13 protein-coding genes are annotated in these 13,672 nt (G+C 71.5%); 6 read left to right on the forward strand and 7 right to left on the reverse strand.

Annotated elements, in window-relative coordinates; all coding sequences use genetic code 11:
• Window positions 1-98 precede the first annotated feature (98 nt).
• The 5 genes from FLL47_RS09480 to FLL47_RS09500 all read right to left on the reverse strand — a co-directional run bounded on the left by FLL47_RS09480 (window position 99) and on the right by FLL47_RS09500 (window position 4,054).
• Window positions 99-725 (reverse strand): DUF899 family protein, encoded by a 627-nt coding sequence (locus FLL47_RS09480; RefSeq protein WP_144120079.1) that lies wholly within the window; start codon window positions 723-725, stop codon window positions 99-101.
• A 135-nt stretch (window positions 726-860) separates the two neighbouring features.
• Complete coding sequence (locus FLL47_RS09485; RefSeq protein ID WP_144120080.1) at window positions 861-1,325, reverse strand: universal stress protein; 465 nt, start codon at window positions 1,323-1,325, stop codon at window positions 861-863.
• A 49-nt stretch (window positions 1,326-1,374) separates the two neighbouring features.
• Window positions 1,375-1,647 carry a DUF1876 domain-containing protein gene (locus tag FLL47_RS09490; RefSeq protein ID WP_144120081.1) on the reverse strand — a complete coding sequence of 91 codons (273 nt, stop codon included), beginning with the start codon at window positions 1,645-1,647 and terminating at the stop codon, window positions 1,375-1,377.
• Window positions 1,644-2,300, reverse strand: coding sequence for a phosphoribosyltransferase (locus FLL47_RS09495; RefSeq protein WP_144120082.1), 657 nt, complete (start codon window positions 2,298-2,300; stop codon window positions 1,644-1,646). Before FLL47_RS09495 ends, FLL47_RS09490 begins: the two co-directional genes overlap by 4 nt.
• A gap of 62 nt (window positions 2,301-2,362) precedes the next feature.
• Window positions 2,363-4,054: a SulP family inorganic anion transporter gene (locus FLL47_RS09500; protein WP_144120083.1), complete on the reverse strand. Its 1,692-nt coding sequence runs from the start codon at window positions 4,052-4,054 to the stop codon at window positions 2,363-2,365.
• 201 nt (window positions 4,055-4,255) lie between these two features.
• Here FLL47_RS09500 and FLL47_RS09505 point away from each other — a divergent pair, with 201 nt between their 5' ends.
• Complete coding sequence (locus FLL47_RS09505) at window positions 4,256-4,927, forward strand: hypothetical protein (RefSeq protein WP_144120084.1); 672 nt, start codon at window positions 4,256-4,258, stop codon at window positions 4,925-4,927.
• A gap of 7 nt (window positions 4,928-4,934) precedes the next feature.
• Here the strand turns inward: FLL47_RS09505 and FLL47_RS09510 are convergent, their stop codons facing one another.
• Window positions 4,935-5,858: a universal stress protein gene (locus FLL47_RS09510; protein WP_246157709.1), complete on the reverse strand. Its 924-nt coding sequence runs from the start codon at window positions 5,856-5,858 to the stop codon at window positions 4,935-4,937.
• Window positions 5,855-8,260, reverse strand: coding sequence for a phosphoketolase family protein (locus FLL47_RS09515; protein ID WP_144120085.1), 2,406 nt, complete (start codon window positions 8,258-8,260; stop codon window positions 5,855-5,857). Before FLL47_RS09515 ends, FLL47_RS09510 begins: the two co-directional genes overlap by 4 nt.
• A gap of 159 nt (window positions 8,261-8,419) precedes the next feature.
• Here FLL47_RS09515 and FLL47_RS09520 point away from each other — a divergent pair, with 159 nt between their 5' ends.
• Genes FLL47_RS09520 through FLL47_RS09540 form a run of 5 tightly spaced genes read left to right on the forward strand, consistent with a single transcriptional unit; the run spans window position 8,420 to window position 13,663 of the window.
• Window positions 8,420-8,944: a (2Fe-2S)-binding protein gene (locus FLL47_RS09520; RefSeq protein ID WP_425457671.1), complete on the forward strand. Its 525-nt coding sequence runs from the start codon at window positions 8,420-8,422 to the stop codon at window positions 8,942-8,944.
• Window positions 8,931-9,926 (forward strand): FAD binding domain-containing protein, encoded by a 996-nt coding sequence (locus tag FLL47_RS09525; RefSeq protein ID WP_144120087.1) that lies wholly within the window; start codon window positions 8,931-8,933, stop codon window positions 9,924-9,926. The genes FLL47_RS09520 and FLL47_RS09525 overlap by 14 nt, the downstream gene beginning before the upstream one ends.
• Window positions 9,923-12,154: a xanthine dehydrogenase family protein molybdopterin-binding subunit gene (locus FLL47_RS09530; protein WP_144120088.1), complete on the forward strand. Its 2,232-nt coding sequence runs from the start codon at window positions 9,923-9,925 to the stop codon at window positions 12,152-12,154. Before FLL47_RS09525 ends, FLL47_RS09530 begins: the two co-directional genes overlap by 4 nt.
• 14 nt (window positions 12,155-12,168) lie before the next feature.
• Window positions 12,169-12,750: an antibiotic biosynthesis monooxygenase gene (locus FLL47_RS09535; RefSeq protein WP_222106012.1), complete on the forward strand. Its 582-nt coding sequence runs from the start codon at window positions 12,169-12,171 to the stop codon at window positions 12,748-12,750.
• Window positions 12,751-12,808: 58 nt separating this feature from the next.
• Window positions 12,809-13,663: a hypothetical protein gene (locus FLL47_RS09540; protein ID WP_144120089.1), complete on the forward strand. Its 855-nt coding sequence runs from the start codon at window positions 12,809-12,811 to the stop codon at window positions 13,661-13,663.
• The last annotated feature ends 9 nt before the right edge of the window (window positions 13,664-13,672 follow it).

Below are 13,672 nucleotides of genomic sequence, written 5' to 3' on the forward strand. Positions count from 1 at the left end.
ACTCCACCTGCGCGTACCCCCGTGGAAACGGCCACGGCCCGAGCGAACGGCCCGAGGCGACGGGAACCCGTCACCCGGGCCGTCTCGGCCTGCGACGGTCAGCCGTAGGTGGGGTGCTGCGGCCACCCGTCCGGGGAGTCCTCCCAGTCCTGCATGCGGCCGTACGGGGCCAGGTCCATGATGCTGTTGGCGAAGACGAGCCGGTCCACGCCGCGCGAGGTGGTGTTGTAGGTGCGGTAGACGTCGTCGCCGTCGCGCAGGAACACGCTGAGCATGAAGCCCCCGCCCGCGCCGCAGTCGTCGGAGAACGGCGTGCCGTGCGACGACACGAACGGCAGCGTCCAGCCGCGCTCGGCCTTGTAGGCCTCGATCTGCGCCAGCGGCATGTCGGACACCGTCATCCAGGTGATGCCGCGGTCGGCCAGCAGCGGCAGCGCGTGCACCGGCACGTTGTCGGTGAACCAGGTGCAGCCGGGGCAGTAGTGCTTCGGCCCGCGGTCCATGAACTGGTACACGACCAGCTCACCGCGGCCGTCGAACAGGTCGAGCAGGCTCCTCGGCCCGTCGGGCGTGTCGAAGGTGTACTCGCCGAACTTCATCATCGGCAGGCGGCGACGCCGAGCGGCCAGCGCGTCCTGCGCGCGGGTCAGCTCCTTCTCCGCCTTGAGCAGGTCGTCACGGACCTGCTGCCACTGCTCGGCGCTCACGATCTCCGGTTTGTCCATAACCGGCATCCTGCCCGCCCCCTCCGACACATCTGCGCACTCGCAGTGCGAAAGATCGCCCGACGTGCCCGGCAGACGGGTGAAAGGAGGCGCAGGATTCGCCCGGCGGTTCGGCTGGGCGGGCGCGGCCCCGCGTCAGGCGGCCGGGTCGGGGATGGCCAGCTCGGCGGCGTGGGGAAGTTCGTGGCCGACCGGCACGACCACGACAGGGCAGTTGGCCTTGCCGATGCACTCCTCACTGACCGAGCCGAGCACGGTGTGCATCAGCCGACTGGTCCCGTGGCTGCCGAGCACCAGCAGGTCGGCATCGGCGGCCGCGGCGGCGAGCACGTCGGCGGCCCGGCCCTCGACCACCTCGCCCGCGATCGCGACCCCCTCGCGCTGGAAGGACGGCAGCGCGCCCAGTTCCCGGTCGAGCATGGCGCTGGTGACCTCGTGCGCGGCCGAACCGATGACGTCGTCGTCGGTCTCGTCCCATCGCCAGGCGGCCACGGCCTGCACGGTGCCGCCACGGCCGGCCGCCTCGTGCACCGCCCAGCGCAGCGCGCGCCGACCGCCCTCGGAACCGTCGACCCCGACCACGATCCGGAAGTTCGTCATGCCGCGCCCCCTACCCCTCGACCGGACGGCGCTAACGCGCCACGACATGTCAGTGTGTGAGCCGTACCTTCTCCCTGGTCGCGCGCTGGATGTCGCCGGCGGCGACGACCAGCAGGCGGTGGCCGAGGTCGGAGAGCGCCCGCGCCACGGCGAGCTCGTCGCCGATCTCGGGGACGTCCTCGTCGTCCGGGTTGAGCTTCGCCCGCCCGACGCCGATCAGCCGGTCGCCGATCTCGTCGTCCTGCAGCCGGGCCTCGGCATACGTGCGGCCTTCGTCCTCGCCGACGAACACCTCGATGTTCCAGCGCTTGATCGCGGTCATTGCGGGTGCCTCCCTTCCAGGATGTGCGCGGAGCCCTCCAGCAGCGCCACGACCTCCTCGTCCGAGGTCTGCCGGAAGTCGGCGTAGCGCTCACCGACGGCCATGAAGAGCTCGGGGGTCTCCAGGCAGACCACCTCGTCGGCGACGGAGCCCAGCTCGGCGGCGGTGTCCGGGGCGGCCACCGGCACCGCCAGCACCACCCGGGACGCGCCCCGGGCGCGGGCGATTTCGCAGGCGGCGCGGGCGGTGGCACCGGTGGCGACGCCGTCGTCGACGATCACGACCGTGCGCTCGGCGAGCGACTCGGCGTCGCGGCCGTGCCGGAAGCGCTGCACCCGCCGTTCCAGCTCGACCCGTTCGGCCTGCTCCACGCGGTCGAGAGCCGCCGGCGTGATTCCGGCGGCGTCCAGCACGCCCGGGTTGAGCACCCGGACGCCCTCCTCCCCGATCGCGCCCATGGCCACCTCGGGTTGGAACGGCACGCCGAGTTTGCGCACCACGAGCACGTCGAGCGGGGCGCTCAGGGCGCGGGCGACCTCCACCGCGACGACGACACCGCCGCGAGGCAGCCCGAGCACGACGACGTCGGCGTCGTGGAGCCAGGTCAGGCGCTGCGCCAGGCGGTGCCCGGCGTCCGTGCGGTTCTGGAACATGGTGGCACCCTCCCCCACCATGGTCGTCCCGTTGGGCCCGCCGTGACCAGGACTTCCGCGACTCAGACGGAGGTTTGCGGGTGTTCGGCGCGGTACGCGGCCACGGCGGTGGGCAGGGTGTGGAAGATCCGGTCGCGGCCGACCGCCTCCGCGAGCCCGAATGACACCATTTCGTCCATCAGTTCCTGTTTGACGTGGGCCATGCCGAAGACGACGCCGCGCTGGGTCAGCTCGTTGCGCAGCTCTTCGACGGCCTCCATAGCGGTGATGTCGACCTCGACGATCGCCTCGGCGTTGAGCACGAACCACTTCACGTCCGGCGCCGCGCCGACCGCGGCCAGGGCCCGCCGCCGCAGGTCCTGAGCGTTGGCGAAGAACAGTGGCGAGTCGTATCGGTAGATCATCAGGCCGGGCACGGTGCGGGCCTGCGGGTAGTCCTCGATGTCGTGCATACCGGCCACGCCCGGCACGATGCCCAGCACCGCGTCATGCGGCCGGGCGACCCGGGCCAGCATCTCGGCGACCGACAGCGCCACCGCGGCCAGCACGCCGTAGAGGATGTCGAACAGCAGTACCCCGGCGAACGCGGCCAGCGCCAGCAGCAGCTCGCTGCGCCGGAACGAGGCCAGCTTGCGGAAGCCGGGCAGGTCGATCAGGCGCAGCGCGGCGTACACGATGATCGCGCCCAGGGCGGCGGTCGGGAACGCCGACAGGACCGGGCTGGCGAACAGCAGCGTGCAGATCACCAGCACCAGCGCCGTCAGCGAGTAGACCTGGCTGCGCGCGCCCGCGGCGTCGGCCAGCGCGGTGCGGCTGCCGCTGCTGCTGACCGGGAAGCCGCGCAGCACGCCCGACCCCAGGTTGGCCACGCCGAGCGCGAGCAGCTCCTGGTCGGCGTCGACCTCCTGCCGGTGGCGGGCGGCGAACGCGCGGGCGGTCAGCATGTTGTCGGTGTAGCCGACCAGCATCACGCCGACCGCGGGCAGCAGCAGGTCCGCGAAGTCGGTCAGGTCCGGCAGCGCGAACGGCGGCAACCCCGAGGGGATCTTGCCGATCGTCTCGATGCCGTAGTCCTGCAGGCCGAACAGCGCGGTCGCCGCGGTGGCCAGCAGCACGGCCAGCAGCGGGCCGGGCAGCCTCGGGAACTGCCGCTGCACCAGGTAGAGGAAGGCCAGCACGAGCGCGCCGAGCACGATCGTGCCCAGGTGGATCTGGCCCATGCCCTTGACGAACGCCCAGACCTCGCCGAGCAGGGTGCCGCCGTCGACCGGGACACCGGTCAGCCGCTCCAGCTGACCGATGATCATGATGATGGCGACGCCTGCCATGTAGCCGACGAGGATCGGCTTGGACAGCAGGTCGGCCACGAAACCGAGCCGGATCGCCCAGCAGACCAGGCACAGCAGGCCGACGATGACGGCCAGCCCGGCCGCCAGCGCGGCGTACCGGCCGGGGTCGCCCGCAGCCAGCGGCCCGATGACGGTCGCGGTCATCAGGGCGGTGGTCGACTCAGGCCCGACCGACAGCTGCCGCGACGAGCCGAGCAGGGCGTACAGCGCCAGCGCGGGCAGGGCCGCCCAGAGTCCCGCGACGGGCGGCAGGCCGGCCAGGCCGGAGTACGCCATCACCTGCGGAATCAGGTAGGCCGCGACCGTCGCTCCGGCGAGCACGTCCCCGCGCAGCCAGGTGCGGTCATAGGCGCGCAGCGTCACCACACCGGGCGCCTGCGGAATCCATCGTGGTCTGTCGGCCATGGTCACTTGTACCTCATGGCGCACCGCCGCGAAACCCCGCCACCGACGCCCGGCCGCGATCGGCTACGGTCGGGCGGTCCTACCACGACGGAGGTGCCCGGGCGGGTGGCCGGTCCTACATGCTCCCGGCGGTCGCCGCCCACGTGCCGCGCTGATCACCCCGCCGCGAGGACCGCCGCTGGCATGTGATCGAGTCGGATCATGACCAGGTCCGCCGAAGCGATCCGCCAGTACCTGCACGGCCAGGTGAACCAGGCACTGCGCCGGCCTGGCATGTACGGGGGCGAGGCGACGCTGTACGTGCTGCTCGACGCGCTGGCATACGCCGACGGCGTCGACGCCGAGCTGCACCGCGAACGTGAGGACCTGCGCGCGCGCTGGATGTCGCTGCCCACGGGCGTGCTCGGCGCGGTCGAGCAGGTGTTTCCGGAACATCCCAGGCCCGACACGGCCATGACGTCGGTGTACGCCGAGTTCGCCCACCGCGTCGGCTGGCTGGACATCGACCGCCTGTTGAGCGCGGCCGAGCACGGCGAGCTGCTCGCCCGGCTGCCCGGCTGGTGCACGGCCGACCGGACCATGTCCGACGTGACGGCGGCGTTCGGTGTGCCGTCCGTGGTGTTCGGCGGAACGAACCCCCACTGGCCGAAGACTTTGATCTACGCCGCGGGGCCCGGCCAGCCACTCGTCTGCCTGCACCTCTGGAACGAGATCACCGGGCCGGAACTGCAGACGGCGTACCCCGAGCCGACGCTGCTCGCCGCGCGCATCGGTGGACGGCCGTTCGACACGGCCTTCATCCTGACGCCCGAGGGCCGCCACCGTCGGCCGGGCGAGCCGGACTCGGAGGCGACCGCCGAGGCGAGGGCGTAGCGGCGGCTCACCCGGTCGCGCGGGGAACCACGAGCACCGGGCAGTACGCGTGGTGCAGCACCTGGTGGCTGACCGAGCCGAGCAGCAGCCCGGTCAGCCCGCCGCGCCCGTGCGCCCCGACGACCACCAGCTGAGCCTGCTTGCTCAGCTCGATCAGCACCTTCGCGGGCCGGCCGCGCACCAGGTGCTCGCGGGTGCGCACGTCGGGGTGGTCCTTGCGGACCTGGGCCAGTGCCTGTTCCAGCAGGTGGCCCTCCTCCTCCGCGACGGTGGCGCTGTCGTGTTTGTGGTCGTGGTGCTCGCCGTGGGCATGGCCGCCGGCGCGGGTCCAGCTGTGCACCGCGGTCAGCTCCGCCTTGCGCATCTCGGCCTCGACGAACGCGGCCTCGATCGTCGGCACGGAGTCCGACGAGCCGTCCGCGCCGACGACCACGGGCCCGGTCGAGCGCTCTTCGCCCCGCACGACCAGGACCGGGGTGCGCCCGTGCGAGGTGCACTGCACCGCCACGGAACCGACCAGCAGGCCGGTGAACCCGCCGAGGCCGCGGTCGCCGATGACGAGCAGCTCGGCGTCGCGGGCCGCGCGCAGCAGCACCGGCGACGGCGCACCGGTCATCAGGTCGGTGAGCACGGACACGGACGGGTCGGTCTCCCTGGCCACCGCGGCCGCCTCGGCGAGGGTCCGCTCGGCGTCGTGGCGCAGCCCGCCCTCCCCGGGGCCCGCCTCGGACGGCCCCATCGTGACGTGCATCAGCGGCCAGATGAAGGCGTGCACGATCCGCAGTGGCAGGTGCCGCCAGGCCGCCTCCCTGGTGGCGATACGCACCGCGGCCAGCGACGACGCCGAGCCGTCGGCCCCCACCACGATCGGGTGGGCGCCGCCGTCCTCGGTGTTCATCGCCGGTCCGGCGCCGGCGTCCAGACTGTTCATGCCCCGCCCCGCCCCGGCCAGGTCCAGTCGGTGATGTCGGGGGCGTCCTGGCCGTAGGCGCGGGTGTAGTCGCGGGCGCGCTGGCGCGAGTCGGTCATGTACTGGCGCAGCCCGGCCGCGGTCACGCCGAGCCCCGGCACCCGGTCGATGACGTCGATGACGAGCCGGAACCGGTCCAGGTCGTTGAGCATCACCATGTCGAACGGCGTGGTCGTGGTGCCTTCCTCCTTGTATCCGCGCACGTGCATGTTGGCGTGGTTGGTGCGGCGGTAGGTGAGCCGGTGGATCAGGCTCGGGTAGCCGTGGTAGGCGAAGATGACCGGCCGGTCGGTGGTGAAGATGGCGTCGAACTGCGGGTCGGGCAGGCCGTGCGGGTGCTCGGTGTCGGGCTGCAGCCGCATCAGGTCGACCACGTTGACCACACGCACCCGCAGCGCGGGCAGGTAGCGCTGCAGCAGGTCGACCGCGGCCAGGGTCTCCAGCGTCGGCACGTCGCCGGCGCACGCCATCACCACGTCCGGGACACCGCCGGCGTCGTTGCCGGCCCAGGCCCAGATGCCCAGCCCGCGCCGGCAGTGCAGGGCCGCGTCGGTCATGTTCAGCCAGGACGCCTGCGGCTGCTTGCCGGCCACCACCACGTTGACGTAATCCCGGCTGCGCAGGCAGTGGTCCATCGTGGACAGCAGCGTGTTCGCGTCCGGCGGCAGGTAGATCCGGGTGATCTCGGCCTTCTTGTTGACCATGTGGTCGATGAAGCCCGGGTCCTGGTGCGAGAAGCCGTTGTGGTCCTGCCGCCACACGTGGCTGGACAGCAGGTAGGTCAGCGACGCGATGGGCCGCCGCCACTCGATGCCCCGGGTCACCTTCAGCCACTTGGCGTGCTGGTTGACCATCGAGTCGATCACGTGGATGAACGCCTCGTAGCTGGTCAGCAGGCCGTGCCGGCCGGTGAGCAGGTAGCCCTCCAGCAGGCCCTCGCACAGGTGCTCCGACAGCACCTCGATGACCCGGCCGGTGGGCGCGAGGTGGTCGTCCCCGGCGAAGATCCGCGCGTCGAACTCGCGGTCGGTCACCTCGAACACCGCGCCGAGCCGGTTCGAGTTCACCTCGTCCGGGCCGAAGAGCCGGAACCGGTCCGGGTTGGAGCGGATCACGTCGCGCAGCCAGACGCCCAGCACCCGGGTCGCCTCCGCCGGCGGGGTGCCGGGCTGGGGCACGTCGACGGCGTATCCGCGGATGTCTGGCAGGACCAGGTCGCGCAGCAGCAGGCCGCCGTTGGTGTGCGGGTTCGCGCTCATCCGCCGCGAGCCGCGCGGCGCCAGCGGCGCGAGGAAGCCCATCGGCGCGCCGGTGGCGTCGAACAGCTCCTCCGGGCGGTACGAGCGCATCCACTGCTCCAGCTCGGCCAGGTGCTCGGGGTTGTCCCGGACGTGGGCCAGCGGCACCTGGTGCGCCCGGAAGGTGCCCTCGATCGGCACGCCGTCGACGACCTTCGGGCCGGTCCAGCCCTTCGGGGTGCGCAGCACGATCATCGGCCAGCGCGGGCGTTCGCCGTCGGCGCCCTGCCGGGCGTGCGACTGGATCGCGGCGATCTCGTCCAGGGCCAGGTCGAGGGCGTACGCCAGCTCGTGGTGCACCCGCACCGGGTCGCTGCCCGACACCAGGATCGGGTGGTAGCCGTACCCGTGCAGCATCGACATCAGGTCGGCCTCGGGGATCCGGGCCAGCACCGTCGGGTTGGCGATCTTGTAGCCGTTGAGGTGCAGGATCGGCAGCACCGCACCGTCGGTGACCGGGTTGATGAACGTGTTCGCCAGCCAGCTGCACGCCAGCGGCCCGGTCTCCGCCTCCCCGTCGCCGATCACGCAGGCCACCAGCAGCCCGGGGTTGTCCAGCGCCGCGCCGTACGCGTGCATCAGCGAGTAGCCCAGCTCGCCGCCCTCGTGGATCGAACCCGGCACCTCGGCGGCCACGTGGCTGGGGATGCCGCCCGGGAAGGAGAACTGGCGGAACAGCCGTGCCATCCCGAACTCGCTGCGGTCCACACTCGGATACAGCTCGCTGTAGGTGCCCTCCAGCCAGGTGTTCGCCACGATCGCCGGGCCGCCGTGGCCCGGACCGCAGATGAAGATCGCGTTGAGGTCCCGGTTGGTGATGGTCCGGTTCAGGTGCGCCCACAGCATGTTCAGACCCGGGCTGGTCCCCCAGTGGCCCAGCAGCCGAGGTTTGATGTGGTCTGCCCGCAGCGGCTCGCGCAGCAGCGGGTTGGCCATCAGGTAGATCTGACCCACGGTCAGGTAGTTGGCCGCCCGCCACCAGGCGTCGAGCCTGCTCAGATCGTCGTCCCGCAGATGCGTCACACCGGCGGTGTGCCCGGCGCCCGGTCGCTCTGTCACCGTCATGTGCCGATCCTCGCCCGCCGGAGCCTCCCGTGCAGGCAGAATGTCCGCTTTCCCGGAGCGTCTTCGCAGGTCCGCCGACTATCGCCATTCACCCCGAGGTGCCCGCCCAGCTGCTATAGCGTGACCTGAAGTGCGGGAACGGGAAGAGGAGGAGCGATGGTGGCTTCCCAGTTGCCGGACGCCGTGCAGGGACCAGGTCCGGTCGACGTGGTGCTCAACGTCAACGGGGCCACGCACGTGGTGCGCATCGAACCCCGGGTCAGCCTGCTGGACTGCCTGCGCGACCACATGAACCTCACCGGCGCGAAGAAGGGCTGCAACCAGGGCGCCTGCGGCGCGTGCACGGTGTGGATCGACAAGCGGCGCGTGGTGGCCTGCCTGACCCTGGCCATCGCCTGCGAGGGCCGCGAGATCACGACCATCGAGGGCATGGCCGAGAACGGCAGCCTGCATCCGATGCAGAAGGCGTTCCTGTCCGAGGACGCGTTCCAGTGCGGCTACTGCACCCCCGGGCAGATCATGTCGGCGGTGGCGCTGCTGGATGAGGGGCACGCCGGCTCCGACGCGGAGATCGGCGAGTGGATGAGCGGCAACATCTGCCGCTGTGCCGCGTACCCGAACATCCGCACCGCGATCCGGGACGTGCGCGACGGTGTCGGAGGTGTCCGCAGTGCGGCCGGTTAGCTACTCCCGTGTCACCGACGTGGCCACCGCCATCGCCACCGTCGCCGCCGACCCGACCAGCGCGTACCTGGCCGGCGGCACCACGAAGATCGACATGTTGCGCATCTACGCCGAGCCGTCGCAGCGCCTGGTCGACATCAACGCCCTGCCGATCGACCACATCGAGGTGCAGCCGGACGGCGCGGTGCGCATCGGCGGCCTGGCCCGGATGAACGACGTCGCGCTCGCCCCGGTCGTCGTCGACCGCTTCCCCGTGCTGTCCGAGGCGCTGCTGCTGGGCGCGTCCGCGCAGCTGCGCAACATGGCCTCGATGGGCGGCAACATGCTGCAGCGGGTGCGCTGCTCGTACTTCCGGGACGCGGAGGCGAGCTGCAACAAGCGCGAGCCGGGCACCGGGTGCGGCGCGCTGTCGGGGGTCAACCGGGGGCACGCCGTGCTGGGCACCAGCCCGCACTGCATCGCCACGCATCCGTCGGACGCGGCGGTGGCGCTGGTCGCGCTCGACGCGATGATCCACGTGCAGAACTCCGCCGGTCACCACGCCGTCGCGATCGACGACTTCTTCCTGCTGCCCGGGGACACCCCCGAGCGCGAACATCCGCTCAACCACGGCGACCTGATCACCGCGATCGAGGTCCCGGCGCTGCCGGCGGCCCGCAACTCGCTCTACCTGAAGGTGCGCGACCGGGAGTCGTACGAGTTCGCGCTCGCCTCGGCGGCCTGCGCGCTCACGGTCGAAGACGGCGTGATCGCCGAGGTGCGGCTGGCGCTGGGCGGCGTGGCCACCAAGCCGTGGCGGGCCCGCAAGGCCGAACACGTGCTGCGCGGCGCGCCCGCGACGCGGGAGACGTTCGCGCGGGCGGCGGCCGCGGAGATGGCCGACGCGGTGCCGCAGCCGATGAACGCCTTCAAGATCGAGCTGGCGCAGCGCACGATGATCCGGGCGCTGGAGACCCTCACCGCGCGAGGAGCAGCGTCATGACCACCGCGATCGGACGTCCGCTGGACCGGGTCGACGGGCACGCGAAGGTCACCGGCGCGGGCCGCTACTCGGCCGAGATCGCGCTGCCCGGCCTGGCGCACGCCGTGCTGGTCACCTCACGCATCCCCAGCGGCCGGGTGGAGCTCATCGACACGTACGACGCCGAACGGGCCGAGGGCGTGCTGGCCGTGCTGCACCACCTGAACCTGCCCAAGGGCGGCTCGGTGCCGCCGCTGCTGCCCTCGCTGTTCGGGGCGGCCGCGTCCGGGCAGACGTTCTTCCCGATGCAGGACGAAGTGATCCACTACGCCGGGCAGCACCTGGCCATGGTCGTCGCGGAGACGCTCGACCAGGCCGAGCACGCGGCGAGGCTGGTGCGCATCACCTACCAGGAGACGGCGTCGATCACCACCGTCGAGCAGGGGCGCGAGCGGGCGTACGAGGCGGAGAAGATCTTCGCCGGGTTCATCCCGGGGCGGATCACCCGCGGCGACGCGGCGGCGGCGCTCGACCGCGCACAGGTGACCGTGGAGAACAGCTACTACTGCGCGGCCAACCACCACAACCCGATCGAGTGCTCGGCGACGACCGCGGTATGGGAGGGTGACCGGCTCACCCTCTACGACGCCACCCAGGGTCCCAACGCCACCCTGCACACCGTCGCCGAGCTGCTCAACGTGATGCCCTCGCACATCCGGGTGGTCACCAACTACGTCGGCGGCAGCTTCGGCTGCAAGGCGATGATCTGGGACCATCCGGCGCTGGCCGCGCTCGCCGCGCGGGCCGTGCACCGTCCGGTGCGGCTCGCACTGTCCCGCGAGCAGATGTTCAGCTCCGTCGGGCACCGCGAGGAGCAGGAGCAGCGGCTGACGCTGGGCGCCGACCGGGACGGCCGGCTGACCGCGATCCGCCACCACAAGCTCTCCCCCACCTCGCACTTCGACGACTGGGCCGAGCCGTCGCTGGGTGTGGCGTCGCAGATGTACGCCTGCCCGAACTACGAGGGCGTCTACAACCTGATCAAGGCCAACACCATGACGCCGACGTTCACCCGCTGCCCCGGTGAGGCGTCGGGCATGTTCGTCATGGAGACGGCGATGGACGAACTCGCCGAGCGGCTCGACCTCGACCCCCTGGAACTGCGGCTGCGCAACTACGCCGAGACCGAACCGATGACCGGCCACCCGTGGTCCAGCAAGGGCCTGCGCGACTGCTACCGGCGCGGCGCGGAGCTGGCCCGCTGGTCCGAACGCGACCCGCGGCCGGGCACCGTACGCGACGGGAACTGGCTGCTCGGCTGGGGCATGGCCAGCTCCGGCTACCCGGTCACCCCGCCCGGCAACCCGCAGCGGGCCCGCGCCCGCATCTTCGCCGACGGCAGCGCAGTCGTGCAGTCCAGCTTCTCCGACATCGGCACCGGCTCGGCGACCGCGATGACCCAGGTCGCCGCCGACGGCCTGGGCGTGCCGCTGGAGCGGATGCGCATCCAGTACGGCGACAGCGACCTGCCCAACACCGCCGCCGCCGTCGGCTCCGCCGGGGCCGGCATGGTCAGCGCCGCCGTGCACATCGCCGCGACCGCGCTGCGCGACCAGCTCATCGCGCAGGCCGTCGCCGACGAGCACTCGCCGCTGCACGGCACCGACCCGCGGCAGGTGGCGGTCAGCGACGGCCGGATGGCGCTGCGCGACCGCCCCGGCACCGGCGAGACGTACGCCGAACTCCTGCAGCGGGCGTTCATGGCGGACGCGGAGGCGCTGGGCACGTGGAACCCGCCCGGCATGGACACCCCGTACGGCACGATGACGTTCGGCGCGCAGTTCGCACAGGTGGCCGTCGACCCCGACCTCGGCCTGTGCCGGGTGCGGCAGCTGATCGGGGTGTTCGACCCCGGCCGGGTGCTCAACCGCAAGACCGCGCACAGCCAGCTGATGGGCGGCATGCTCTGGGGCATGAGCCACGCCCTGCTGGAGGGCACGATCATGGGCCCGGACGGCCGCTGGGCCAACGCCAGCCTCGGCGAGTACCTGGTCCCGGTCAACGCCGACGCGCCCGACGTCGTCGTCGAGACGATCGAGACCACGGACACGGTGGTGAACCCGCTGGGCGTCAAGGGCGTCGGCGAGGTCGGTATGGTAGGCACCGCCGCCGCGATCGCGAACGCGATCTGGCACGCCACCGGCCGCCGGCACCACCGGCTGCCCATCACCATCGAATCCCTCATGTAGCCGAAGGGCCGCCGGTGACCGAGCCCGCTCCCGTGCCCGACGACGAACCCGTGTCTGTGCTCTTCACCTGGTCCGTCGTGCCCGGCCGGGAGGCGGACTTCGAACGCTGGCTCGAGGAGGTCAACGCGGCGTCCGCGCGATTCCCCGGCCACCAGGGTGTGACCTGGCTGCGCCCGCGGGACGCCGCCAAGGGCTCGGAGCCGTTCTACCACTGCGTGCTGCGCTTCCGTAGCGGACGCGACCTGAGCCGGTGGCTGACCTCGCCGGAGCGCGAGGTGGTCGTGCGCCATCTCGCGGGCATCGCCCACGAGGCCGAGCCGCGGGAGACCACCACCGGCATGGAGACCTGGTTCAGCCTGCCCGGCCGCCCGGTGCTGCCGCCGCCGCGGTGGAAGATGGCGATCGTGTCGTTCCTCGGGGTGTACCCGTGCGTGCTGGTCTTCCAGCTGCTCGGCGCGGAGCACCTGGGCGAGCTGCCGGTGCCGCTCGTGGTGCGCGCCGCCATCCTGCCCCTGCTGTTGTCCCCGATCCTGACCTATCTGGTCATGCCCTGGCTGAGCCGGACCCTGCGCGACTTCCTCTACGGCCGCCGCTGACGACACCTCGACCCACCGCGAACGTGGATTCGTCGGGACCATCGACTATCCTGAGCAGATGTTCGGCCGACGACACAACCTCTTCGTGGGGCACAGCCCCTACGACGCGTATCCAACGGCCGACGTCCTCGTCAAACTGATCGAAGCCTACGATCAGCCATCAATCATCTACCTGGCCGGCCACGGCAGTGACAACACCGCCGCCGCATTCGGACTCAAGCAGACGACACACGGCGCGACCGCCGTGTTCCAGCTCAAGCAGACGTCGCATGGCCTCGGTGGCCCTTCATCGAGTTGGAGCGGTTCCGCCATATGGCTGCTCAACGCGTGTTCGGCGGCGGTCGCCCTCCCCACTGACAGGCTCGTTCTCGGAAAATCAGAGTTCGAGCTTCGCCGCACCGTCGGCGGAGAGTCAGTACTTGTCTCCTCGGCAGGACGGGTACACACCCCGGGGATCTTGCAGGCACTTGTCCGCATTTCGAGGCAAGACGACCGAACGATCTTCTTCCGGTCGACTGGGCACGAGCAGGCCTTGCAGATCGCGCATGGCCCGACGGCGCATCACCTGACGCAGCAGCCGTCCCCCGATGAGGAAATCGCGGCTCGTATCGCCCGCCTGATCGTCAGGCGCCTACGCGACTGCAGAGTCCGGGCAGCCAATGGCCCGACGGCACGATTCTCCAGGCGGCGGCTGAAGGCAGGCTCGGGGGTGGAGTTCCTGCGCCGGGAAGTGCGCCGGCTTGCGCGCCTCGCGGTGCGCCGAGTGCTCGGCACACCGCAGCGCCACGGCACCGAGGCACCCGCGGCGGGCAGCTACCAACACCATGTCATCGACCACCAACACATCCGCGGACCTGACTCCGCCCGGAAGTGCCCGTCCATGGTCACCTTCCGGGAGTTGGCGTTGACGTAACCGCCGGGC

Source organism: Catellatospora sichuanensis, from assembly GCF_007483665.1.
Classification (GTDB): Bacteria; Actinomycetota; Actinomycetes; order Mycobacteriales; family Micromonosporaceae; genus Catellatospora; species Catellatospora sichuanensis.